The 24749-nt window shown below is 46.8% G+C and carries 20 protein-coding genes; 2 read left to right on the forward strand and 18 right to left on the reverse strand.

Features of this window, described 5'->3' with window-relative positions:
• Nucleotides 1-122: 122 nt before the first annotated feature.
• Nucleotides 123-1940 (forward strand): GH25 family lysozyme, encoded by a 1818-nt coding sequence (locus VIG27_RS14880; RefSeq protein WP_394523296.1) that lies wholly within the window; start codon nt 123-125, stop codon nt 1938-1940.
• Nucleotides 1941-2218: 278 nt separating this feature from the next.
• Here the strand turns inward: VIG27_RS14880 and VIG27_RS14885 are convergent, their stop codons facing one another.
• The 18 genes from VIG27_RS14885 to VIG27_RS14970 form a co-directional block, all read right to left on the reverse strand.
• Nucleotides 2219-3160: a glycosyltransferase family 2 protein gene (locus tag VIG27_RS14885; RefSeq protein ID WP_394523297.1), complete on the reverse strand. Its 942-nt coding sequence runs from the start codon at nt 3158-3160 to the stop codon at nt 2219-2221.
• 59 nt (nt 3161-3219) lie between these two features.
• On the reverse strand, nt 3220-4602 hold the full coding sequence (locus tag VIG27_RS14890) for a hypothetical protein (protein WP_394523299.1): 1383 nt from the start codon (nt 4600-4602) through the stop codon (nt 3220-3222).
• Between the two features lie 17 nt (nt 4603-4619).
• Nucleotides 4620-6452 (reverse strand): hypothetical protein, encoded by a 1833-nt coding sequence (locus tag VIG27_RS14895; protein WP_394523300.1) that lies wholly within the window; start codon nt 6450-6452, stop codon nt 4620-4622.
• A gap of 72 nt (nt 6453-6524) precedes the next feature.
• Nucleotides 6525-7160, reverse strand: coding sequence for a D-sedoheptulose-7-phosphate isomerase (locus VIG27_RS14900; protein ID WP_394523301.1), 636 nt, complete (start codon nt 7158-7160; stop codon nt 6525-6527).
• Nucleotides 7148-7744 (reverse strand): D-glycero-alpha-D-manno-heptose-1,7-bisphosphate 7-phosphatase, encoded by a 597-nt coding sequence (locus VIG27_RS14905; RefSeq protein WP_394523302.1) that lies wholly within the window; start codon nt 7742-7744, stop codon nt 7148-7150. The genes VIG27_RS14900 and VIG27_RS14905 overlap by 13 nt, the downstream gene beginning before the upstream one ends.
• A gap of 33 nt (nt 7745-7777) precedes the next feature.
• Nucleotides 7778-8848, reverse strand: a complete 1071-nt coding sequence (locus VIG27_RS14910; RefSeq protein WP_394523303.1) for a GHMP kinase — start codon at nt 8846-8848, stop codon at nt 7778-7780.
• A complete protein-coding gene (locus VIG27_RS14915) occupies nt 8845-9552 on the reverse strand; it encodes a nucleotidyltransferase family protein (protein WP_394523304.1) in 708 nt (235 codons plus the stop codon). Before VIG27_RS14915 ends, VIG27_RS14910 begins: the two co-directional genes overlap by 4 nt.
• A 98-nt stretch (nt 9553-9650) precedes the next feature.
• Nucleotides 9651-12764 carry a glycosyltransferase gene (locus VIG27_RS14920; RefSeq protein WP_394523305.1) on the reverse strand — a complete coding sequence of 1038 codons (3114 nt, stop codon included), beginning with the start codon at nt 12762-12764 and terminating at the stop codon, nt 9651-9653.
• The gene (locus VIG27_RS14925; protein ID WP_394523306.1) at nt 12751-13530 is read right to left on the reverse strand and encodes a class I SAM-dependent methyltransferase; all 780 of its coding nucleotides are present in this window, start codon (nt 13528-13530) and stop codon (nt 12751-12753) included. The genes VIG27_RS14920 and VIG27_RS14925 overlap by 14 nt, the downstream gene beginning before the upstream one ends.
• A 13-nt stretch (nt 13531-13543) precedes the next feature.
• Nucleotides 13544-14890 carry an ABC transporter ATP-binding protein gene (locus VIG27_RS14930; protein WP_394523307.1) on the reverse strand — a complete coding sequence of 449 codons (1347 nt, stop codon included), beginning with the start codon at nt 14888-14890 and terminating at the stop codon, nt 13544-13546.
• A 22-nt stretch (nt 14891-14912) separates the two neighbouring features.
• Nucleotides 14913-15725: an ABC transporter permease gene (locus tag VIG27_RS14935; RefSeq protein WP_394523309.1), complete on the reverse strand. Its 813-nt coding sequence runs from the start codon at nt 15723-15725 to the stop codon at nt 14913-14915.
• 15 nt (nt 15726-15740) lie between these two features.
• Nucleotides 15741-16295 carry a dTDP-4-dehydrorhamnose 3,5-epimerase gene (gene rfbC, locus VIG27_RS14940; RefSeq protein ID WP_394523312.1) on the reverse strand — a complete coding sequence of 185 codons (555 nt, stop codon included), beginning with the start codon at nt 16293-16295 and terminating at the stop codon, nt 15741-15743.
• A 135-nt stretch (nt 16296-16430) separates the two neighbouring features.
• Nucleotides 16431-17408 (reverse strand): glycosyltransferase, encoded by a 978-nt coding sequence (locus VIG27_RS14945; protein WP_394523313.1) that lies wholly within the window; start codon nt 17406-17408, stop codon nt 16431-16433.
• A gap of 16 nt (nt 17409-17424) precedes the next feature.
• Entirely contained in the window at nt 17425-19029 is a 1605-nt protein-coding gene (locus VIG27_RS14950) for a DUF2142 domain-containing protein (protein WP_394523314.1), read from the reverse strand.
• Nucleotides 19010-19381, reverse strand: coding sequence for a DUF2304 domain-containing protein (locus tag VIG27_RS14955; RefSeq protein WP_394523315.1), 372 nt, complete (start codon nt 19379-19381; stop codon nt 19010-19012). Before VIG27_RS14955 ends, VIG27_RS14950 begins: the two co-directional genes overlap by 20 nt.
• Before the next feature lie 16 nt (nt 19382-19397).
• The gene (locus VIG27_RS14960) at nt 19398-20096 is read right to left on the reverse strand and encodes a glycosyltransferase family 2 protein (RefSeq protein WP_394523316.1); all 699 of its coding nucleotides are present in this window, start codon (nt 20094-20096) and stop codon (nt 19398-19400) included.
• The gene (locus VIG27_RS14965) at nt 20093-21340 is read right to left on the reverse strand and encodes a lipopolysaccharide biosynthesis protein (protein ID WP_394523317.1); all 1248 of its coding nucleotides are present in this window, start codon (nt 21338-21340) and stop codon (nt 20093-20095) included. The genes VIG27_RS14960 and VIG27_RS14965 overlap by 4 nt, the downstream gene beginning before the upstream one ends.
• A gap of 324 nt (nt 21341-21664) precedes the next feature.
• Nucleotides 21665-23107 carry a lipopolysaccharide biosynthesis protein gene (locus tag VIG27_RS14970; RefSeq protein WP_394523318.1) on the reverse strand — a complete coding sequence of 481 codons (1443 nt, stop codon included), beginning with the start codon at nt 23105-23107 and terminating at the stop codon, nt 21665-21667.
• A gap of 153 nt (nt 23108-23260) precedes the next feature.
• Here VIG27_RS14970 and VIG27_RS14975 point away from each other — a divergent pair, with 153 nt between their 5' ends.
• Complete coding sequence (locus VIG27_RS14975) at nt 23261-24694, forward strand: L,D-transpeptidase (RefSeq protein ID WP_394527613.1); 1434 nt, start codon at nt 23261-23263, stop codon at nt 24692-24694.
• Nucleotides 24695-24749: the final 55 nt, after the last annotated feature.

Genomic DNA, 24749 nt, shown 5'->3' on the forward strand with positions numbered 1-24749 from the left:
TGAGTTCGCATCTGTGTGGGTATCTGCACCTCCGTGCGGATACCCATTTTTTTGCCTGAATGGTTTTACGGGACAAATATACTACATTACATAAAAACAGATTTGATGAAGGAGGATTCGTTTTGAGACACAAAAAGATAAGGATGCGGTTCGCCGCAGCAACATTATGCGCCTTTATGGGGATATCGGCAGGCTTCTATCCTGCCATGGATTCCTGGGCAGCGGCCGGTTATGAACGGGTCAATGGGTATTATCAGATGAGGGATGGTACAGTCCTTGATCAGGTCATCGCAAGGGGAATCGACGTTTCCAGATGGCAGGGAAATATTGACTGGTCCGCTGTAGCCGCAAATGATGTCAGCTTCGTTATGCTGGGTACCCGCTCAAAGGGGATTGTGGACCCCTATTTCCACACCAATGTACGCGGAGCTTCTGCGGCCGGACTGAAAGTAGGTGCCTATATCTACTCTCTGGCTACCACTCCTGATATGGCGAGAGAGGAAGCGGATTTCGTTCTGGATCTGGTGAAGGATTATCCAATATCATTTCCTATTGCATTTGATGCAGAGGACAGCGCAACGCTGGGCACACTGCCTCCAAGCCAGGTGAGTGAGGTCATCAACGCATTTTGCAGCAGAATCGAAGAGGCAGGTTACTATCCTATTGTATATGCCAATGACAACTGGCTGAGCAATAAAATTGATTTATCTCAGATGAAGTATGATGTCTGGGTGGCCCGCTACGAGGCGAAGCACAGATATGCAGATCCCATCATGTGGCAGGTGACCAGTACGGGTTCCATTCAGGGAATTAACGGCAATGTTGATATTGATTTTCTTTATAAGGATCTGACTTCAAAGCTTCCAGGTAATTTATGGAGAACCATTGGCGGGAAAACCTATTATTATCAGAACTATGCCATTCAGAAGGATACATGGATCAATGACGGAACCGGTTGGTTTTACATGAATGGAGACGGACAGAAAACTACCGGATGGTTTGAAAAGGACGATCAGCGCTATTATCTTGACGAGAACTCAGGTCGGATGGCTACCGGCTGGAAACAGCTTTCTGATAAATGGTATTTCTTTAACGGAAGCGGTGCCATGAACAAAGGCTGGCTTCTCGATAACGGCTCCCGGTATTATTTGAATTCTGACGGTTCCATGGCTGCCGGCTGGATGACCATTGATGGAAAGCGTTATTACTTCAATGAATCCTCCGGAAATATGGCTGTGGGCTGGAAAAAATTAGATGAAAAATGGTATTATATGAATGACAACGGGGTTATGACCACCGGCTGGCAGGATATTAACGGCAAACGGTACTACTTAAATGATGACGGAATCATGGCTACCGGCTGGCTGACGGAAGGCAATTCCAAATATTTTCTGGCAGACAGCGGAGCTATGACCACTGGTTGGGCGAAGCTTGACGATAGCTGGTATTACTTCCATAATAACGGAACTATGGCTACCGGCTGGATCAACGTAAACGATGTTTGGTATTATCAGGCACCCGATGGAAAGATGCAGACCGGCTGGTTGGATGACCGGGGTACCAAATACTATTTAAGCACTTCCTCCGGTAAAATGACAGTGGGCTGGAGACAGGTAGACGGCAATTGGTATTATTTTAATAATAGCGGCGGTATGGCTACTGGTATGGTTACGGTTGACGGCAAACAGTATTACTTGAATCCTTCAGACGGTAAGATGGCCGCTTCCACTACCTTTGAATTAAACGGGGTTACCTATACCGCAGATTCCAATGGAGTTTGTACGGTGGCACCGCAGGAGACTCAGAATCCGGAAGGGCAGCAAAATGCCGGGGATAGTCAGCAGAATACCGGTGGTAACCAAAATACACCGGCAGCAACGACTACCGCTCCGGAAAATCAATCCAAGGAAGTCGGTCCTGGAATTGGTTTATCGAAATAACTGAATAATAGGAAGTTATGAGGAATGAGCACCTTATTTTCTATCAAGATCCAATCAATCTTTGCATTATTGATTGGGTGCTGGGAAAGAGGTGCTCATTTTATTCAGGCGGTTTTTATTTACATAAAAATGCACTGGCAGCTATCAGAAAAAATACATCTGATATCTGGCAGTGCATGATACGTTTATAATACAATGCGTCTTTTTTATAAATTGTTTCTTGACAATCAATCTTTATGTGGTTTTTTATTTCTTCCTTATCCACAATTCAATGGGATTTATTCATGATCATCCACATTCTTAGTCTCACCCACAATATAAATGGGCCTGTCCTTTAATTCTGCAAAGAGAATGGCAATATAATTTCCAATGATCCCTACAATCAGAAACAAGACTGCAAACATAAAGCAGATCAGCACAATGGTGGTTGCATAGCCGTTGGGAGTGCCGACTCTGGCCCAGCTCCATATGGTATAGATCATCATGACCAGGCCCAGGATTCCGGCTCCGCAGCCTGCGTAAATGCCCAGCTTCAAAGGCAGATTGGAAAAGCACATGATGGTGTTTAAGGAAAAGGCAATGAGCTTTTTGATGCTGTATTTGCTCTCTCCCGCCACTCTCACTCTGGCTTCGTATTCAATGGTCGTCCGGCGGAAGCCGATGTTCTGCACATAGCCACGAAGGAAGCGGACTTTTTCCCGGTAATGATCCTTTAGTACCTTTCCTGCTTTTTTAGAGATTGCAAAAAAATCAGATGCGTTGGGTTCAAATTTTACGTCGGACAGCACATTGATCAAATGATAAAACGCAGAAGAAGCGAAATTTTTAAACCAGCCTGCGGATTCATTCTTGGTACGGACCATATTTATGACATCAAAGCCTTCTGTGAACTTCTTAACGATCTCCGGAAGATATTCCGGAGGATGCTGTAAGTCCGCATCCATGCAGACAATGCCGTCCCCTTTGCTGTAATCAAGACCAGCAATCATGGCGGCTTCATGGCCGAAGTTTCGGGAAAAGCTGATCACCTTTACCTTTGGATCTGCTTGGGATAAGCGGGTAAGCACTTCCATGGTGCTGTCCTGACTCCCGTCGTTGACAAAAATAAGTTCGTAATCCCAGTCGAGTTTATTTAAAATACGGGACGTTTCCTCATAAAACTGGTTGAGTGCCAGTTCCTCGTTGTAGCATGAGACTACGACCGATAGTGTTTTTTTCATCTTTTATGCTCCTCATGCAAGTGCCTTTCAAAATCATCCTTCAAAGGCTGCATTGTCTTTTATTCTGTACTTCCGTCGCTGCGGAAAATACTATACCCATTTTCCTTTAATATTGTCAGTGCACTGCGTACCTTTGCACCGCTGTCTTTCCGGCTGGGCCGGTACTCGAAATTTGCCCGAAGCTCCTCATCGGTCACGTGTTCAAAATTACGGGCCATGGCTGCCATTCTCTGGAAGCTTTCTAAACGGAATGGGGCTTTTTTTATTTCGATATATGTGGTGTAACAATTTCCGGTCAGAAACAGCACACAGGCTCCCGCGGCGGCGAACCGCATTAAGGGTATGGCTTTCTTTCTCGTCATCGGAAGAATCAGGGAAAAGGTCAAAAGAATTCCCAGAATTCCGGTTTGAAACTGCAGGGCGTATCTGGAGCTGAGACCATAATTCTCCTGCAGGAATATCCATCTGGACAGCAGGATAAGCACGTGATTGAGTCCGCCGGATACCAGGAGGATTAAGGGGAACACCGTCTTCTTGTAAAGGCGGTATTTCCAGTTATACCAAAGTGCCAGCAGATAGAAAAATATGACCAGAAAGCCCAGCAGGAGAAACGGCAGATTGGTGTGAAAGATTTCTTCCGCCCGTTCTCCGCCGATGACCATGGAAGAAAAGGACTTTATAAAAAACCGGACAAAAAAGCCGGGGGTCTCTCTCAGCTGGTCAAAAATAGAGCCTGTGGCTGGTGCCGCATGGTCTTCCACCGCATAGGTATTGCTCCATAAATATAAGAAAAGGGGAATCAGAGTGCTGATGCCGTAAATGCAATAGCTGCCCTTTCCTTTCCCTTTTTTTATCAGAAACAAAAATCCGCAGGCCAGAAGGACGGTGACCGAGTAAATGGCACAGTAAGGTCCTGCCACTAGCAACGTGGTAACAAAGGGAAGAAGAAGTAAAGTTCTACGGTCATTTGGTTTTTCTTCTCCGGTCCATACACGGTCCAGAACTTCGTAGTGGTAAAAGAAGAAGGCAAAGGACAGGAAATGGGCCCAGCCGCTTCCATTGGTCAGCATTTCCCATTTATTCAGGCTGAACAATACCACCATTAAAACTGCAAACCATGGAAGGGAAATTTTTTTTCTGAAACAGTAGGCCGCCAGGACCATTCCGGATAATCCAAGGGCGAGAACACCTAACACCCGGTCAAACATGATGTTATATCCAAACAGGGAAATATTGATTATCCTGCCCACATAGTTGGCGGGTATCCGGGTCAGGATATCGGGGACGAAAAATTTGGCCGGATTCCACACATCGGGCAGATAGCTGTTGACCAGACGGATGTAATCGGAATATATTCCGTCACAGGTGGCGGAAAAAATGTACCAGAGGCCAAACACAGTTCCCAAAAGGGGAAAGAAATAATATAGATATTTTCGATTCATGCCTTCACCTCTGTCTCTTAATCTGCCGTAATATCCGCCACTACGGAAAGACGGGTCTCCCCTCTCTGCTCCGTTGCTGCGTCGTAATAGAAATTGCTTTCAAACGTTACTTCCGAAGTCTGGGATGGGGGTACGTCGAATTCAGCAGTTACGGTGCTGGCGTTGATCGGAATCACCCTTTGTTCACTTCCGTTTACCGTCACCACAATGTGCTCCAATCCTGTGATGACTCCGGGATAATAAAATTTAAAATGGATTTTCCCTTCTTTTCCTGCCATGATGCGGGCCTTGGCTTTCTGGTCCAGCCAGCCGTCTTCATAGCAGCCATAGATCCGTTCAAATTTTAAATTCCGCACAAAATCCGTTATGTCCTGGTATGCATTGTGTGCCGGATCTTCCCTTAAAACAAGCATATTGGGGGTGAGAAGACCGATGGAATTTATGGAGTCGATAAAGGTGACCTCCGTTCCTTCGGCAGTCCGTTTTTTGTCAAAGGTCTTAAAAAAGGTGCGGGCGGTAAAATCGCTCATATCATAAGTATTGCCAATGATGTATATCTTCTTCCCAAAAAGTTTTTCCTGGTATTTTCCATACGTCTCTTCTGCCAGGGAATTGTAACGGAGCTGGGAGGACCAGTAATACAGATTCTCGTATTTTCCCCGATAGAAACTTTCAATGGGAAGCATGAGAATTCCATAAAGCAGAAACAGACTGCAATACAAAAGGGGCCTGGTAAGATCGGCTCCTGCCTCTTTTTTCGGGACTGCCACTCCGCACATATAAGCGGCAAACAGCCAGGCGGCTGTCATGGATACATAGACCCATCTGGTTTCCACCCGGATGGTGACGCTTGATGATCCGATACAGAGCGCAATAAACAAAAGGAATAAGCCTATGACCTGGAACCGTTTTTTCCGTTCCTTCCGCTCTTTGATTACAACGGTCAGGAAAATCACGGTCATAAGCAGAAGCAGAATGTCTGCCACGATGACAAAGACACGGACCCAGGCCGGAGAGCCGCTAAAACTTAACCCACTTAGATGCTCCGGACCTGCATTGATCCCAAAAATATAAAAGACCTGACTGAACGCAAATTTTATGGCGGAAGCGATACTGAAGGTCTCTGCCACTGTGGTCCCGCCGGTTCCGGCAGGAGAGATGCTTCCGATGGCGAAAAAGCGGAGGGCCTGTACTGCGGCAAATACTCCGGTGACCAACAGCCACGGTGCTTTCCGCCGCTCTTTTTTCATAAGGAACGCTGCATAGAACAGAGGCAGGAGTACCATATAGCGTTCATGGATGAAGCAAACGCTGAAATACAAAAACACGGAAACAGGGAGCAGGCTTTTTCCTGGTTTTTCCTCTGTCAGATAGCGGTAGAGGCAGTATAATATGCCGATGGCCGCCCATAATGCCAGGCTTTCCATCAGGCCCCATACCTGGCTGATCTGATAATAAGACATGCGGGAAAGCAGATATAAAATCCCTCCCGAAAAGCCGATGATCCATCTTCCGGACAAACGCTTTGCAAACCGGTATACGGTAAATGCGATACAGACGTTTACCAGTATATTGATGGGGACAAACCAGCTCATGTGGCTGCCGACCAACATCAGTTCCAGCCATGCAGCCAGATTATAAACAAAACGGAACCGTGTGCTTCCTAACGGGAAGACAAATTCACGGAAAGACTGTTCTCCGTAGCAGGACCAAAGGTAGAGGTCATCCATATAAAGCCCTTTTATTTCGATTCCCCGGTTAATGAAGAAAGCAAAGGCCAGCAAAAGTACGGCTGCAATGATTTCGTCTTTCCATGCGGCTTCCTTACCTATCCATTGTCTGTCTTTCATCTTATCCTCCTGTGGTGCGCTTCCAGCGTCAAAAATCCGGGGTATGAGAAACGCTTCCCCTACCCCTGGTGTTTAGAAAAACCGTTCTTCCAACATCAAACAGAGTGCGTGATAGATGGGGAGATGGTATTCCTGAATTTTAAAGGTTTCTGATTCCGGCACCACGATGGTCACATCGGCTGCCGTTTTCAGCTGCCCGCCGTCTTTTCCTGTAAGCCCGATGGTTTTCATGCCAAGCGCTTTGGCTGCAGCCATGGCGTACATGACATTTTTGGAATTACCGGAGGTGGAGATCCCAAGGAGCACATCTCCTGGTTTTCCGTAGCCATACGTCTGCTGGGCAAAGATCAAATCGCCGTCCACATCGTTTAAAAATGCGGTGGAAAGTCCTGGATGACCCGTGAGCGCAATGGCGGGAAGTCCTCCCTGAAGTTTTTGGGCCAGCTCTTTTCCCCGTTCGGGATCAGCTTCCGTTAGTTTTTTTGCAAATTCTTCGGAAACGGTCCTGGGTTTTACAAATCCTTTCATCAGTTCCCCGACGATATGCTCTGCATCGGCACAGCTTCCACCGTTTCCGGCGATCAAAAGCTTTCCGCCGTTTTCATAGCAGGATTCCAGTATATGATAGGCATTTAAAATCTCAGCCTTCACACAGGCAAGGGCCGGATACCGCTCCAAAAGTTCCTCTAAATAGTTCATGGGTTCCATGTGGATCTTCCTCCTTCTCGTAAGAGTATAAAATCAACTGCCTCCTTCATGGAGGAAGCATAAAAATCAAAGGATTTTTCTTTCTCTTCTTCTGTCATGGTTTGGTAAATATCCGCACCATATCCGGTTCCTACCAATATGGAACTCACTCCATACCGTCTTCCGGCTTCCGTATCCAAACGCTTATCGCCGATCATGTAAGAATGCGCCTTGTCTACGGTGAAACAGGCTTCCGCCATCTCAAACATCCCGGTCTCCGGCTTGCGGCAATGACACTTCTTTTTATACTTGCCGATGCCGTGTACCGGGTGATGAGGGCAGTAGAAAAAACGGTCGATGGCAGCACCTTCTTTGGAAAGATACTGATTCAAGGTCTCATGAAGAGATACCACATCCTCTTCTTTATAATATCCTCTGGCAACGCCTGCCTGATTGGTAACCACCACCAGGCGAAAGCCATGGGCTTTTAAACGCTTTAGGGCTTCTGGCACTCCGGGAAGAATCACAAGGTCTTCCGGACGGTGCAAATACTCCACTTCCTGATTGATGGTGCCGTCACGGTCTAAAAATACAATTTTATCCATAGTTTCCTGATTCCCCTGCAGCTGATAGAATGCTTACAGGTTAAAATGATATTCGCCGCCTGGTATCTTTACCCGGATATCCGGATAATCCCACCGCGTTTCATCGGTGATCCACGCCTGTGCTCCTCTGAGTTCAAAATTCCAGTCCGTCAGCTGTCCGCCCACTTCTTCCATACGGGCAGCCACCTTATGACGGACGTTGTAAGGACAGTATACCAATAAGTATCCGCCGCCGCCGGCTCCTAAAAGCTTTCCGCCGAGAGCACCGGCTTTTAAGGCTTCCTCGTAAAGCTCGTCAATCTGGGGAGTGGTAATTTTGCTGCTCATCCTTTTTTTGCTCTTCCAGCCATAATCCAACAGCTTTCCAAAGCTATATAAATTCCCTTTTAAAAGCTCATCTTTCATGGCATAGGCCAGTGCCTTCACTTCGCACATGGCATCAAAGGGATCTTTCTTTTCATAGTTCTTAACCTGGTCTTTGATGATATTGGCCGATACGTGGATATTGCCGGTGTAGCATAAAAGCAGGTTGTACTGAAGCTCATGGATGACTTCTTTTTTGATTCTAAGGGGATTGACCACCACGTTGTTGCGTCCGTGGAATTCGATGAAGTTAAAGCCTCCGAAGGTAGCTGCATACTGATCCTGGTAGCCTCCGTCGATCTTTAAATCTTCTCTCTCCACCTTGTATGCTAAGTCTGCCATGGCATAGCTGTCTAACTCCACGCCTTTCCATTTGGCCATGGCGGTCAAAAGAGCCACCATAACCGTTGAGGAGGTCCCAAGACCGGAGCCTGGAGGTGCATCGCACTGTAAGTAGACTTCACAGCCCTGCTTGATGTCCATGGCCTTCAATGCCGCGGTCACAAGATCCAGCCGCCCGTCGTATACATAGTTTTCATTGGTGTTGTATTTGACGGTCATATCAAAGTCCAGGGAATGTACGATGATCTGGTCATCTTCTCTTGGAACGATGGAACAGTAGGCATATTTATTGATGGTGCTGCCGATGATGGCACCTCCCTGCTCCTCACAAAAAGGGGCTACATCCGTACCGCCGCCGCCAAAGCTCACCCGAAGGGGCGCGCGTCCTCTGATTATCATACGATCACCGTTCCTTTCTTTATATCTTCCATAAACCGGAAATAATCCTCCGGCACGCCGATATCAATGAAATAACCGTCATTGACGATGCCGCCCAGCTTCTTTCCTTCCAAAAGCCACCGGGGGATCATGTCATGCTCTAAGGATACCTTTCCTTCCGGTATGGTATCAAGCAGGGAGCGGCGCAGATAATATACACCTCCATTGATGGTTCCCTGGCATTTATCTTCAATCTTTTCGTCAAAGGTTTTTAACCAGCCGTCTTCCAGCACAGCCTGTCCGTATCGGGATACGTCGGGCACTTCTCTTAAAACCAGAGCCATGTCAAGATCCCGTTTCGCACTTAAAGCCGTCAGCCGGTTGTAGTCGATCTGGTAAAAGGTGTCCGCATTCAGCACTAAGAAACGGTCATCGGTCACCTTCCGGCCGGCATTCTTAATGGCTCCGGCTGTGCCAAGAAGTTCTTCCTCGTAGGCATAGGAAACCTTGATCTCCCACTGGGAACCGTCTTTGAAATATTCTTCCACCATAGAGCCTTTATAGCCTACGGCAAAAATAATCTCGGTAACTCCATGTTTTTTCAGTTCCAAAATAACATATTCCATAAAGGGCTTTTCTTCAATCAGTGCCATTGGCTTTGGTCTGTCACTTACAACAGAACGGAGCCGTGTGCCAAGACCCCCTGCCAGCAAAACTGCCTGCATACCAGTTTCCTCCTGTTCACCTTTTCTTTGGTTCCACCGCCGAAACATTCTTATTATATTATATCACAGATCACTTGGAACAATCTACTATCCTGGCTCTAAAAGTCTTCCCCAACCACGTTCCAGGCCGCATCAATGCTGTGATATCTGCGGACATAGTTCTGGGTCTCCTGGCTCATCTGCCGGCATCGTCCGGGATTCTGATACAGAGAGAGGACTTCCATGGCAAATTCTGCGGGATCATCTTTAACTGCCATGACCTGCCCGGCATCCGGTATCCCTTCCGCACCGATGGAGGTGGTGACCACAGGAGCGCCGTTATACAACGCTTCTATGACTTTTCCCTTCACACCTGCACCGTAACGAAGAGGAACCACCACGATGCGGCAGCTGGCATAGAGTCTTGAAAGCTCTTCTTCCGATACAAACCCTTTTACAATAATTCCATTGCCAGGCTGTTCCAGGGCCTTTATTTCGTCGGTTACCTTAGAACCTACAATGTAGAAATTCACCGGCATCTGTTCCCGGATCAACGGAAAGATATCTTGTGCAAACCATAACACTGCGTCTGCGTTTGGCGGATGGGCAAAGCCTCCTACAAACAGCAGCCCCTCTCTTTCTTCAAAGTTGTCGGGAATCTGGTTTAAAAATTTCTCAAATACATAAGCGACAATGGCCTTTACATGAATGGATGGCTCAATCTCATGGATGGCATCCCGTTCCACATAGGAGGGATAATAGGATACCGCAGCCTTTTTCATCAGCCTCAGCTCCATGGACTTCCAGTACTCAGAGGCTTCCCTCTTTTCGGGATCTCCTGTCAGCTCATACTCTCTGCCTTCCCGGAGGAAATGAAGGTCGTGTCCGTAATAGATCACCTTCATGTTGGTTTTATTCTTAATGAAATCCACATACTTGGCGGCAATATGAGGCCGGTTTAAATAGGCCACCTTGATGTCATCGCCATGTTCCTTCAACCAGTCCCAGATCTTTGCCTGATGTTCTTTTCCATAGAGGATTTCGATTCCCATCTGCTGAAGCACCGTGGAATAAGGTTCTTCATGAAGGAAGTTATCCCCAAGAAATTTTACCACGTAGCCTTTTTCCACAAACATCTGCAAATACTGGAAGGTGGTCTTTGAGCCGGCATCCCGGTCATAAGTGGGTACATAGTGATCAATCACCAGAATGATGTCCTTATTCTGGCTTCTTTCCCTTGCCCGGAAAGGATCCGGGTTTCCATTGTTTTCACTCTGGTTTTTGAACTCTTCTGCCCATTTTTCTCTTAATTTACGGCTGTTTTCCACCTGATAGCGTTTTAAACCGGTACCGTTGACATCCGTACCGTTTGAAATGCCCTCAAAGTGTATGACCTTAGAAAGAGGCTGATAAACCACCCGCAGCCCTGCTTTTCGGACTTCAAAGGCAAGGTCCGAGTCTTCACAGTAAGCAGGAGCGAAACGTTCATCAAAACCGCCGATCTGATTCCACAATTCATTGGATAATAAAATAGAAGCGCCGGAAATGTAATCCACATCCTTTACATAGTTATACTCCGGCTTTTCCGGGTCATCCAAACGCCCGTAATTCCAGCCGGAGCCGTCACTCCAGAGAATGCCTCCGGCTTCCTGCAGACGTCCGTCGGGATAAACCAGTTTGGAGCCAACCATACCAATGGTGGGATCGGATTCAATCAAATTCACCAGACTGGAAAGCCAGCCTTCCGTTACCTGGGTATCATTGTTTAGAAACATGATATACTTGCCTCTGGCTGCCTTTGCCGCCTGGTTGCAGTTTCTTAAAAAGCCCTGGTTGGTTTCATTTCTGCAGATCACCACATTTTCCGTAAACTTATAAAGCTCCCTGGTCGCATCACTGGATACATCATCGGCAATGATCACTTCATATCCCACATCCTTTGTATGCTCCAAAATAGAGACCAGACAAGCATAGGTATAATGGATCTGATTGTAAACGGGAATGACAATGGAGACCAATGGATGTCCTTCCTTGATAAAGCGAAGTTTGCCATGGGTCCGGTACAGTTCTCCGATCTTCATATCGCCTTCGATCAAATTCCGGCCTTCCTCTGTGGTATAGAGCTGGAAGGATTTTATGGGATGAAGGACTGTGTTTTTGGCATAATAGAAATATTTCCGTTTTTTTGTCCCTTCCGGAAACCAATCGTTAAAAATATGCTTTACTTTTCTTCCCACCCGGTAGAACAGGGCTTCATGGTGTCTTAACCGGTCGATGATCTGCTGCATGTTTTCACAGTCCTGGCGAAGCGTGTTTATGATCATCTCCTGGTTGGTCACGTGATTGTCTGTCAGCCGCTTAATTTCCTGCTGCTTGGTGATGGTCACGTCCTTTTCATGAAGTTCCATCTCCATCTGGGAAATATGCTCTTTGGTATCGTCAATGACCCGGGAAAGCTGAAACATATCTTCCGGCAGCGCATGGGTCTCATGCATGTAGTTTACCAAATAGATCTGCTGATTCTCCCCATGGACGTACTCCTGAAAATTTTGTTCCATCCGGCGGTAGGTTTCAATCCGGTCCGGTTCCACACCAAATTCTTCCAAAAAAGCTTCCAGAGATTCATAAGTCAAAATGCTCTTATACTGTTCATAGAAATAATAAAGCACCCGGAATTTTACGAAAGTCACAGGGACCGGGAAGGAAAATACCCATTCATAATCCAGACAGTAAGGGCCGTCTTCCGTTATCATGATGTTCTCAAAGAGACAGTCGATGTTAGAGGTCTGGAACGCCCAGTCTTTTTTAACGGACGCCTCCTCTTCGGAAAGCTCACCAAACACTTCGGAAAATTCAGGAGTCATATGAAAGGGAAACATATAGTCATCTTTTACGCTTAAAATCATGGAAAGCCCGTCTTCCATCCTGGAAACAGGCACTTTGCCATCTATGATCTCTTTTCCCAAAAGTTCGGATAAGGTCTCTCCTTTCAGAAACTCAAAGCGTGCCGTCCGGCCGTCCGGACTAATGGAAACCTCCACTACCTTTAACTTCTGGTTTTGCTCCTTAAGACTTTGATATTTTTCTTCCAGGGATCTGATATGTCTGGTCCCTTCGTCTCTCAAGGCTGTTTTTTCCACAAAGGGAGTGCCGTTTTCCTCCACCAGACTGGTGCGGATCTGGAACAGCTCCCTGCGGGTTTTATTATATTTTACAAAGTTAATCTTCTTCATGGCAGCTCCAAATGGTTAAAAATGAATTGGCAAATGTTTCAAACTCTTTTCCTTCACAAACCTCATCAAACATCTTTCCTAAATCAAACCGCAGATATTTGGGATAATCATAGGCCAGGATCGCGTGCGTCAAATCCCCCTTGGACGGCAGATAAGAGTCCGAATACAAGGTTATGGGAAGTTTATAATCGGGCATGGGATAATAAAAGGCTGCTTTTCCTTCCGTCCTGCCGCTTCCGCATAACAGCTCCATAAGCTCTTTTCTGGAAAGACGGATCTGGTCGGGAATGGCACCTGCCTGGTATTTCAGTCCCAGGCGGTTGCATACGGAAAGTATCAGCTTTCCGCCCGGTCTTAATAAGGCTTTGGCTTTTTCGATCTGTTCTTTTACGGGTTCTTTTAAAGAACCTGCAATGACCACATAATCGAAGGTTTCCCCATGAATGGAGCTGAGCTCTCCATTGACATAACGGATATTGTTCCGGTCCTGGTGCCTCAACTGGTTAAAGGAAAGGTTATTCTGGCTGGAGTCAAGGACGGTCACATGGCTCACCCTGCGGCTGTATAATCCCGTAAGCGCGCCGTAATCAGAACCTACCTGAAGCAAAGAAGCCGCCCTATCAAATTCATACCATTCCAGCAGATTTTCCCGGATATCCGACAGCGCGTATAAATAGTCCGGGTTTGGATTTTCTGCCAGCAGCCTCTTAATATCTCCGTTATATTTTATATACAGGTTCCTGATTTCAGGGCTTAAATCGTTCATCAATGCGTTCTCCTCACTTTCCTGCCCGGTGCAGCTCTAAGCTCACTTCCGGCTCCATATCATAGACACCTACCGTATTTTTATTGGAAATGACCGTAATATTTACGATATCATACAGGCGGTGATAGACGACATGTTCCCCGTTTTCAAAACCGGTACAGCTCATGGAAAGCAGATACTCCCCTCCCTGAAGGGTCATTTTCTGTTTGAATTCCACTTCATATTCATCGCCGTTGTCCACAGCCTTCACATCGGAAGCCTCATACATGGTATTGGTGCCGGTCAAATCCGCCCCCCGCTTGTCCTTGATGGTATAAGTAAAAATGGGAGCTTCGATCTTTGCATGAAAATGAATCCGCTCCTTGATGGAAAAATACTCTCCCTTTAATAAAAGATTGGTCACATTGCCGCGCTCGTCAAGAAGACCGAAATCCACGATCTCCGCCTTCTTATCCCCGTATTCGGTACGGTTTGGGTTGACCGTCAGCTTCTCCTTCATGAGGCCCTCCTGACGGGCTTTTGCCGCCTCTTTTTTGGATACGGCCTTTTCTCCTGAGAAGTCGTTTAACTCTCCGCTTTTTATCTCCGCAAGCTCCATGGATAAGTCATCCATTTGGTTTGCAAGAATCTTCTTATATAAATCCACCATCTTCCCAGGTTCTCCCTGTGCAATGAAATTCCCTTTATTCAGCACAACCACCTGGTCACAGTATTTGATAATGGCGCCCATATCATGGGTTACCATTAAGATGGTAGTCCCCTTTTGACGGATCTCCTCCATGCGTCGGTAGCATTTGGCCTGGAAGAACACATCTCCTACGGACAGAGCTTCGTCAACGATCAAAATCTCCGGCTCCACATTGATGGCAAGAGCAAATGCCAGACGAACGAACATACCGCTGGAGTAGGTTTTTACCGGCTGGTAGACAAAGTCTCCAATGTCGGCAAAGCCCAGGATATCATCCATTTTTTCCTCCATCTCTTTTCGGGAAAATCCCATCATGGTACCATTCATGTAGATGTTCTCAATTCCGGTATAATCCATGTTAAATCCGGCTCCCAGCTCCAAAAGTGCGGAGATCACACCGTTTACTTCCAGGCTTCCGGAAGTTGGGGTCAGCACTCCGGTGATGATCTTTAAAATGGTGGATTTGCCGGATCCGTTGGTACCGATGATTCCCACCGTCTGTCCTTTTTTTACATCAAAAGAAATGCCGTTTAAGGCATAGAAATCCTGATGATAGTTTTTATGGGTGGGACTTAAAGTCTCTTTTAACCGGTCAATGGGTTTTTCATACAACCGGTATATTTTTGTTACATTACTTACAGTTATTGCATTGTTGTTCGATTCTACGGACATTGAATCCTCCATACTAAGCCGGTCACAGCACATCTGAGAAGTGCGGACGCAGCTTTTTAAATACTTTTAACCCAATGAGCATCAGGACAATGGTCACGGTCCAGAAATACAGGCCAAGGGTCGGTCTTTCCACCAGCCAGTCGCCGGTCAGCATGCTGTCCCGGTATCCTGCTACCACATAATAGAACGGATTTAACTTAAGCAAAGTCGGCAGCCAGGAGGGAATCCTCGGAAACATCTCCGGCGCCCACATAATCGGCACCATCCACATGCCGAACTGAAGAAAAATCCCGATGATCTGAGCCATATCCTTAAAAAACACATGTATGGCACTGGTAAAATAAGTAATCGCCAGCGACAGCATGGAACTTGCAAAGGTATAGTAAAGGATCTGGAGCCAGCTTGCCTTTGGAAGGACACCGTAGCAGAAAAATACCACGATCATGATCAGGGCGAAGATCCCATGAACCATGAGACAGGATATCATCTTGATGACCGGAAGGATCTCCACCTGAAATACCACTTTTTTTACCAGATAATTATATTCCTGCAGACAGCCGGTTCCCAGATTCAGCACTTCGCTGAAATAAAACCAGGGAACAATGCCTGGAATCAGCCACAGCACGTAGGGATAACCGGGGACCGGCGGTACACTTTTAAATCCCATCTGGAATACAAAAAAGTACACCAGTACCGTAGCCATGGGCTGTAAGAACATCCAGGCGATGCCGAAATAAGAGCCTACAAACCGTTTCTTAAAATCTGCTTTTGATAAATCCAGGATGAGTTTTCTTTTTGTAATAATTTCTTTTAATAAGGAAACCAGATACTTCATGGTTTTCTCCTCTCACTAAAATTTAAAAGTTTCCCGGATTCCGCTCCACTTCTGGTCTTTTTCGGAAATGATCAGCTCCATGCCTTTTTCGATCGGCCATTCGATGCCGATTTCCGGATCACTCCATAAAATTCCGCCTTCATCTCCCGGGTGGTAGAAATCGGTACACTTATATGCAAATTCCGCCTCATCGGACAGAACCAAAAATCCATGAGCAAACCCTTCTGGAATGTAGAACTGCTTTTTATTTTCCGCAGACAGCTCCACACCGAACCATTTTCCATACGTCTCAGAAGCGGAACGCAGATCCACTGCCACGTCAAACACCGTTCCTCTGACCACGCGGACCAGCTTTCCCTGGGGATACTGTTTCTGAAAATGAAGTCCACGGAGAACCCCTTTGACGGACATGGACTGGTTATCCTGTACGAATGCCATGTTGAGACCGGCTTCTTTGAAATCGTTCTGGTTATAAGTTTCCATAAAATAACCTCTGGAGTCCGGAAATACCGTTGGCTCAATCACATAAAGACCTTCTATTTCGCAAGCTGTTACTTTTATCTTTCCCATTTTTTTATGCTCCTTTACCTGTCAAAACATTCTTATACTTGTAGCATTCTACCACAACTTGGTATATATTTCTATGATATCAAAAATTTTTTTGAAATTAAGAAGAAAACTGTAAGAAGTTTATCTGCTTCCTATTTACAGCTGCCGGCCAAATACGGAAGTTTTTTCCCAATATGCCTGATTCATGGTGCATTTCCGTATGAGCCATTTGGGTAGGGAAGAATATCGTTTTCCCATGAAGTATCCCAGATATTTAAAACCGCTCTTTATGATGACCCCGGGAATCAGCTGGTATTTTTTCTGCTTTGCCAGCCAAAAACAGGTCTTTTTCACCAGACGGATTCCCTCGCTTTCGGAACGGATGCCCTCAAATACTTCGGGATGGTCCGCCTGGGATACTGCCAGGTCAAAATTCCGGTGGAACTGGGTTTTACAGCCGTAATTGTGGGAATGATAGACTTTGGCCTCTGCCACATAGGCCACCGCCTGTCCCCGGTGTCTCACCGCATTGCCGGCATAGATCATATCTTCGTTAAAGATCGTTTGGTTTGTAAATCCACCGTTTTTCAAAAAGGCTTCCCGGTCATAGGCACAGCAGACGTTGGAGGCAAAAAAAGTCTTGATTCCAAGCTCCGGGATATCGTCCTTTGTCTTGACCCGGCTCTGGTCCGGATAATTAAAGGAACGGGTATACTGCTCTGCCAGCCCGCAGTCCGGGTTGGGGAGCTGTCTGGCATATGCCTGGACCACCGGTTCTCCATGTTTTCCCGTCTGTTCCAGCCCTTTTAATAAGGACCGGATCAGGTGACTGTCCGCGGGAACCGCATCATCGGTCATAAAGACGATAACATCGGCATTGGAATAGGAGGCTCCCTGATTCCTGGTTCCGCCGTGATCAAATTCCTCTTTGGTCACGTGATGAACCTCCAGATTTTCAATCAAATTATACGCTTCGTCGTTCCAATAGGACTGTTCCGTATTAATGACAATGATTTTTCCAATGGGATAAGACTGCTTTCCAAGGCCCTCCAACAGGCGCCTTAAAGTCTCATCTGGTTTATAGACCGGAATGATCACATCTACGGTCTTTTTGTTGAGTCGTTTTTCTTCCATCGTCTTTTCCTTTCTGTCATAAACGCAGACATGAGGTGGAGCAGATCCGGATCAGGGCATAGATGCTGACAAAGCATTCCAGATACCAGGCACTTTTCCATAAATCCACCTTTATGGACAGATTTTTATCAAATATCGTCAGAAATACCAGGGGCAGAAGGGGAATGAAATACCGTCCCTGCACTCCGGTTATATAAGTCATTTCCTTTGGGGTCCAGCCAAGAAACATGGAGGTAAGCACCAGACAGGCACTTAAAAAGACCAGGAACAGCATGAACCATTTCTGCCCCCTCTTTAACGGAACTTCCTCCCCTTCTCTTCTTATTGCACTGATAAATAGTGTATAGCACAAAAGAATCAGGCAAAAGGCTGGTACGGTCAGATTGGGGTCCAAATTCCCCAGAAAGCCTCCCAGCATGGTTACCAGATAATAATTCAGCTGGGTCACAAAGGTCTCATAGTAAACCAGGAAACTATCATAGGGCCGGTTCCATACATCGGAAAGGGTATAACCTGCCGCCTCACTCCAGCCCACATAGCTTTCCGTCTGGGTCGCCCAGGTGGTAAGCACCAGGCGGTTTACCAAAAATACAGATAGAAGAACTGCTCCGATCACACTGAAAAAAGAGATCCAGTACTGCTTCTTTGACTGAAATTTGGCCGAAGGGATGAAAAGGCAGATTCCGGCTAAGGGCAGATACACGATTTTTCCCGGCTCCAAGAGAATCAGGAGAAGGGCCAAAAGGACCGTATCCTTAACCGTCACTTTGTCTTTTTCAAACGCCAGATAAAAGCACCAGGCAAAAAACATCATGGAAAGTCCGATGAAAACCGTATCATAGGAATAAGAGGCTGCAAGATGAAGCGTCATGGGCAGACAGGATACTGCTGCGATGATCTCTTTTTTAAAGGGCATGACCCGTATCGCAAAATATGACATACCAGCAAATGTCAGCAGATTAAACAGCCGTCCAAGCATAACAAGGGGAATGTAGCCCAGGTGAAAGAGTCTTGCAAGCGTGATGCCAACCGCCTGGGGCAGATAAACCACCGGAGAGGTATTCACCGGGATTTCACTCCTTACGGTCAGTCCCTGGCTGTGATCTTTGGAAAACAGCTGAGTGAAAACCAGGTTGTAAGCAGTCTGGCCTGGTTCTGTGTTAAGTCCTGGCACATCGTCTCCGCTGCGCACCAGTACATTGGCTCCGTGACGGATCCGTTCTTTCTCTTCTTCGGTAGCGTTAGATAGGAATTTTTCATCGGCTACCGCCTGTTTTCCCATGATCTGACTGGAAAGGCGGTAAGCACTGACAAAATGAGCCGCTTCATCGGGCGCACTAAAAGGGGGAAGCACCAGAAGATAAAATAAGCCAAGGAGAATTACGGTCACCGGATACAGTCCGTATGAAAATTTCTTCTTTATCCACAAAAGAGCTCCCAAACAGAAAAGAAATCCACAGCCCAGCACGATTAGCCAAAAATAAAAACGCCGTACCGGCTCGAATGCAGGTGAGGGGATTCCTATGATGGTCTTTTTATAAGGCACGAGAAAGAGAAAAGCGAGAAGCAGGATGCTTCCCGCCGTAAGCGTTAATCCTTTTTTATTCCTGATGAGATTCACGTTTTAATTCCTCCTCTTCCTGTTTTTCTTCCCGGTCAAGGGCAAAGGCCTGGATCAGCTCCGTCATTCTCCGCTCCAGCTGGGATATCTTTATGGACTGGAAAAACACCTTTACCAGCAAGATAAAAATCATAAAGGCAAAAATAAAATTTGCGGTTGAATAGGTTCCCACCATGCGGGATACAAAATCCGCAAGTCTCGGAAATAAGCTGAACGCCACCAAAAGCAGGGCAAACATCACCCAGAAAATCGAGTCCTCGATCTTCATTTTGGAGTGGCGGATTTTTCTTAGTACATAGCATGTAAGCAATATGGAAACGCAGATCAGCACGCCTCGAAGCAAAACCGTCATGACATTCTCCCTTCTTTTATCTTCTGTCCCGGATGCGGAAGCTCTGTACCAGCAAAATGGAAAACAGCATTTTCCCCATATACCGGGCCGCATTCAAAGGATTTAAATAGCTTTCTCCAAGAATCCTCTCATCCATTACCACAGGAATCTCTGCAACCTTTGCACCATGGCGGATCAGATAAGAGATGGTGTCCGGTTCGGGACCGTAGTTTAGACCATCCGCAAATTCCTTGATCATCTTGCGGCTGAACATGCGCATGCCGGAGGTTGGGTCCTTTACCCCCACACCGGTGGTGAACCAGATGGCTCCGCTTAAAAGCCGGCTTCCAAGCATCCGCATGGTATGAGGTTTTTTCTCCGTTACAAACCGGGAACCGATCACGATGTCATATCCCTCATCCATCTTCTCTTTCATGGGGGATATGTATTCCGGCCGGTGCTGTCCGTCCCCGTCAAACTGTATGGCATACCGGTATCCGTGCCGGTGTGCGTATTTAAGACCTGTCTGAAAAGCTCCCGCAAGGCCAAGGTTCACAGGCAGATCAATGATTCTCCACTTGTGTCTTCTGCAGATCTCCGCCGTATCGTCGGTGGAACCGTCATTGATGATCACATAATCAAACATGGGGTAGTTTTTAATCACCTCCCCTACCACCCGTTCGATATTCAATGCTTCATTATAAGCAGGTATCACTACCAGTACTTTATCCGTCATTTTCGTATCCCTTTCTTTTCCTTCCACAGCACATAGGCTGCCTGTCCCATAAAGCAGAGCATTAAAAGCAGCATGGAAAGCATATAGGAGAAAGCTCCGCCGTTAATCCCTCCTGTCTTCACAAATGAGAAGGAAAGGAAAAAGGACAGTATGCAAACCGGTACATAACCGAAAAAGATCCGTTTCTGCCGCTTCATGATGACCAGTACATAATAAAACAGATTCATGACCGCAAAGAAACCTCCGCCAAGCACAATGGCAAGAAGCCCGGATTTATACGGTTTCAGCCCCACATTCGAGATGGCTCCCAGAACCGGGACTCCAAGAAACCAGGTGCCTGCCAGGGCGGTCACCGTAAGAATCAGTATGATTCCGGTCAGCTTCCTCACTTCAGACATAAAACCTCCAAAGCTCCTCTCCTCCCACAAATAAGACAGCTTTGTAAGAAATGGGCGGATGACGAAATTGGCCGCAAGATTAATGACTGAGGTAGGCATAAAGATGGCCACGAATATGGCATTATCCGTGGAGGTCATCTGAGCGTCCACCGCATATTTAGCCATGGCAAAGATCAGTCCGTCCAGAAATACGGATAAAAACAGCAAAAACCCATCTTTTAAAAGCTCCCACTCCTTGCCGGTTCTCCTGGACCCGTCAATTCCCGGCACCCGTCCTGCCGCCCGCTGATCAAAAATCAAAATTCCGGCTCCCTGAGAAGCCACGGCAACAACGCTGGAAAATACCAGATTTTTTGTGACCGCCAGAGCCGCTAAAAAGCAGCAGACGGACAGAACCGTGCGGAAGGCCATGGCCTGTCCCGTAAGATACAGCCGGCCGTTTCTCTGAAATTCCGATTCATACACATCGGCAAACCCGTCCAGCACTTTATACAACACCATCAAAAGCACTACAAGAGCCTTTTCCCTGGTATAACCGCCGGAAGGTATGACCATGTTCCAGGCGATATAGGCAATGCCCATAAGGACTGCCGCCAGACAGGTGATGAACCGGGCCTGACGGTATTCACCAAAGGTATAATTGCTGCTGATATCCGTACTCTGCAGGGGTCTCATGCCAAAATAGGCCACCAGAAACATCTGCTGCCCGAAGGTGCTGAAGGCAAACCCAAAGATTCCTCCCTGGTCTGTGCCTATCAAATGATTGACAAGGGCCGTAAGGACCATGCTGGAGCCGGCATATATAAGGCTTCCAATCATGTTCCAGACCACATTTTTACGTTCCATTTATAATTTCCTCTTATTTGCCCATGCTCTTTGGGCATAAAGGTATGCCCGAAGGGTGTTTCCTCTTATTTGCCCATGCTCTTTGGGCATAAAGGTATGCCCGAAGGGTGTTTCCTCTTATTCGCCCATGCTCTCTGGGCATAAAGGTATGCCCGAAGGGTGTTTCCCCTTATTTTACAATATCCGACGGAAAATGTAAACCTGGAACCCCTGTTCCCGGAATGTGTGTAAAAACCACATGTTTCAAGACGTGGGTCATACGTTCCGGTCAGTTCTCCCAGATAAAAGCAAACAAGCGGGCCGTGCCAAGTGCATGCACACGCCCTAATGCCTGCCAAATCCTGCTGTCCGCCACAGATACAAAAAGGCTTCCAGCCGGAACAGCCAGGACAGACCTGCATAAACCAAAACGCCTACCAGGATCTGCACCATCAGGGTGAGAAGTGTTCCTTCTATTATATACTGGACACCATATACAGTCACTCCCATGACCGCGGAGACCAAAAGAGACGGGATCACATCCTTCCACTGTTCATAAAAACTGTAATTAAGCAGCTTTTTGTTGGGATGGGCATTGATGAAGGTGCAGATAAAATCCGTCACCGCACGCAATGCCACCATGGTATAGATTCCAAACGGAATGCTGATGATAAGGGCGATGACACTCACCGTTTTTTTTATGATCTCCAGTTTTAAAAATATCTCACTTTTGCCCAGTGCATTGATGGCTTGTAAGTTGGCCACATGGAGCGGCCAGGTAGCGTATGCCACGCAGAGAAGCCGAAGCATGGGAACACAGGGAAGATACTGATCCGTCAATAGCAGTTTCACCATAGGCTCTGCCACTGCAATCAATCCTGCCATCATGGGAAATACCAGGTAGGAGCTGGTAACAATGGACCTTCGGACCATACTTTTTACCTTTGCCCGGTCATCCTGGCAGGCAGAAAAAGCCGGAAGCATGACGGACTGGATTGCGGCACCTAAATTATTGGCAATCAATGACGGGAACTGGTTTCCTCTTGAGTATTGCCCCATCATAGCGGAATTATATATTTTTCCGATCACAAGTCCGTAAACATTGCTGAATATGGTATCAATCAGGCCCGAACAGAGGATTTTCCAGCCATAGGAAAAAAGCTCCCCCGCCTTTTTCACGGAAAATAAGAGCCTGGGGCGCCATTTTACCAGTACAAACAGCACTGCCATTAAAAAAAAGCTGTAAAAGAACTGCTGCATGGCAAGCGCCCACACGCCGTATCCCATGAAAGCCATCGCCACACCGATGACTCCCGAACCCAGGGCTGCAAAAATACTGGCCAGGCAAAGCTTGCGAAACTCCATATTTCTTGCTACTGCCGCAGACTGCACCGATGTGACCGCACCGAAAAACAAGGTCACTGCCAGAGTCCTGAGCACCGGGCGGAACAAAGGCTGTCCATAAAATTTTGCTACCAAGGGAGCCGAAAAAAACAGGATCACATATAAAATCCCAGCAATGCCTGCACTGATATAAAAAGCAGAGGAATAATCTTCCTCATCAACCTTTTGTTTTTGAATCAGGGAAGTGTTAAAACCGCTTTGGACAAACACATTTCCAATGGTTATAAATATCATGATGAGCATGACTTCCCCGGACTGGGCAGGGGTCAGAAGCCTTGCCAGCAGAACAGATACGAGGAACTGGATGCCCTGTGTTCCTCCATTTTCCATCACTTTCCAAAACAAACCGGAAAGGACTTTGCTTTTTAAATTTTCCTGATACATACTGGTCATTCCCCTCATTTTACCAATTAACAATTCCGCCTTATTGTACTATATTACCCATTAAATGTAAATCGTCTCTAGCATTTTACATCCAATCATGATAAACTATTTAGGATTATACTCAATTTTTTAGAATTCAGGAGGTTTTATATGATGCGAAAACTGATACGCGGTCTGGCAGCATTCTTCCTGACAACTGTTCTGGTTTCCGGACATGCTTCTTATGCCTGGGCAGATGTGGCACGTGGACCGGGATTTAGAAATGGCGTTCCTATAAGCCAGAATGACAGTCAGACTGAGACCGAAGATCAAGAAAGCACTGAAACAGAAGAAGCGGAAACCGCTTTGGCCAATGCCGGCATAGACATCGGAAAAGAAGCAGAAGTAAACGGGGAGGATGGCGTTGTAGATGAAGCCACCAAAGCTGCACAGGAAGCCTTAAAAGCGAATTTCCCCCGGCTTCAGACCACCGTAATGGTAGGTGACAGCAACTGGTCACAGCCCTTTGTAAACGATGCGTGGATCACAAACAACGGGGAAGGATTCCATGGAATGTCTACCTTCCTTACAAATATTGTGGGCAATGTCCTTTACCGGACCTATACCTCAAGTACAGGCTGGTCCCCCTGGGCGATCAATGGACAGCAGACCACCAATTATGCCAATGACGTGAATGTGGAAGCCGTACAGATGCGCTTTTCCGGCTATGTAAATAATCAGTTCGATCTTTATTATACCGCCCAGTTAGAGGACGGAACCACCATGGATTGGGCAAAGAACGGAACCACCACAGGAACCATGGGCACCGGTCATTACATCACCGGACTGCGGATGGCCTTCTACGCCAAGAACTCTGCATTTCCTTATCCCACGGAAAAGCCCCTGATCTCCGCCGTACCGGACGGGATGCAGCAGATTGACGGAGCACTCCGTTATATCAACGGGGATGGCACCCCATTTACCGGGTGGGCATGGCAGGGAAATGAACGGTACTATTTCGTTGATTCTGCCCCGGTAACCGGCTGGCAGTACATAGACGGCTACAAGTATTATTTTGACGAAACCGGAAGAATGCTTTCTGATTTAGAGCCTGTCATCGGTGCAAAAGGCCCATTTCTAATCAGCATCAATAAGGAAATGAACACCATGACCATTTTTGCCAAAGACGGGAACAATGGGTTTATCATTCCGGTAAAATCCTTTTTAACTTCCACCGGCCCGGACACTCCTTTAGGAACGTTTAAGACTCCGGCCAAATACCGTTGGAGAGATATGAATCATGGCATCTTCACCCAGTATGCCACCCGCATCTGGAAGGGATTTTTAATTCATTCCATTCTCTACAGCAGTCCAAATCCCATGACTCTGGACTCCAGTACCTATAATTATTTAAGCATCGCCCAGTCCGCGGGCTGTGTCCGCCTGTTATCCGGGGATGCAAAATGGGTGTACGACCATTGTCCGATTGGTACTACCGTCACGATCTACAATTCACCGGTTCCAGGCCCATATGAGCGCCCGGCCATTGAACAGATCATACCGGATTCTCAGACCTGGGACCCAACAGACCCCAATGTGGGGCGTTAATCCAGAATCGTTCGATGCTGCATATTATAAGGGCAGAAGTTGGTTTTATCCGCTT

Source organism: Lacrimispora sinapis, from assembly GCF_043633585.1.
Taxonomy (GTDB): Bacteria; Bacillota; Clostridia; order Lachnospirales; family Lachnospiraceae; genus Lacrimispora; species Lacrimispora sinapis.

Coding starts and splice junctions, on each gene's coding strand:
- VIG27_RS14925 (WP_394523306.1), bottom strand. CDS start 13,530: ATGAACGATTTAAGCCCTGAAATCAGGAACCTGTATATAAAATATAAC.
- VIG27_RS14975 (WP_394527613.1), top strand. CDS start 23,261: ATGCGAAAACTGATACGCGGTCTGGCAGCATTCTTCCTGACAACTGTT.
- VIG27_RS14890 (WP_394523299.1), bottom strand. CDS start 4,602: ATGAATCGAAAATATCTATATTATTTCTTTCCCCTTTTGGGAACTGTG.
- VIG27_RS14910 (WP_394523303.1), bottom strand. CDS start 8,848: ATGATAATCAGAGGACGCGCGCCCCTTCGGGTGAGCTTTGGCGGCGGC.
- VIG27_RS14895 (WP_394523300.1), bottom strand. CDS start 6,452: ATGAAAGACAGACAATGGATAGGTAAGGAAGCCGCATGGAAAGACGAA.
- VIG27_RS14935 (WP_394523309.1), bottom strand. CDS start 15,725: ATGAAGTATCTGGTTTCCTTATTAAAAGAAATTATTACAAAAAGAAAA.
- VIG27_RS14970 (WP_394523318.1), bottom strand. CDS start 23,107: ATGTATCAGGAAAATTTAAAAAGCAAAGTCCTTTCCGGTTTGTTTTGG.
- VIG27_RS14960 (WP_394523316.1), bottom strand. CDS start 20,096: ATGACGGATAAAGTACTGGTAGTGATACCTGCTTATAATGAAGCATTG.
- VIG27_RS14915 (WP_394523304.1), bottom strand. CDS start 9,552: ATGCAGGCAGTTTTGCTGGCAGGGGGTCTTGGCACACGGCTCCGTTCT.
- VIG27_RS14920 (WP_394523305.1), bottom strand. CDS start 12,764: ATGAAGAAGATTAACTTTGTAAAATATAATAAAACCCGCAGGGAGCTG.
- VIG27_RS14955 (WP_394523315.1), bottom strand. CDS start 19,381: ATGACGGTTTTGCTTCGAGGCGTGCTGATCTGCGTTTCCATATTGCTT.
- rfbC (WP_394523312.1), bottom strand. CDS start 16,295: ATGGGAAAGATAAAAGTAACAGCTTGCGAAATAGAAGGTCTTTATGTG.
- VIG27_RS14965 (WP_394523317.1), bottom strand. CDS start 21,340: ATGGAACGTAAAAATGTGGTCTGGAACATGATTGGAAGCCTTATATAT.
- VIG27_RS14885 (WP_394523297.1), bottom strand. CDS start 3,160: ATGAAAAAAACACTATCGGTCGTAGTCTCATGCTACAACGAGGAACTG.
- VIG27_RS14945 (WP_394523313.1), bottom strand. CDS start 17,408: ATGGAAGAAAAACGACTCAACAAAAAGACCGTAGATGTGATCATTCCG.
- VIG27_RS14930 (WP_394523307.1), bottom strand. CDS start 14,890: ATGTCCGTAGAATCGAACAACAATGCAATAACTGTAAGTAATGTAACA.
- VIG27_RS14900 (WP_394523301.1), bottom strand. CDS start 7,160: ATGGAACCCATGAACTATTTAGAGGAACTTTTGGAGCGGTATCCGGCC.
- VIG27_RS14905 (WP_394523302.1), bottom strand. CDS start 7,744: ATGGATAAAATTGTATTTTTAGACCGTGACGGCACCATCAATCAGGAA.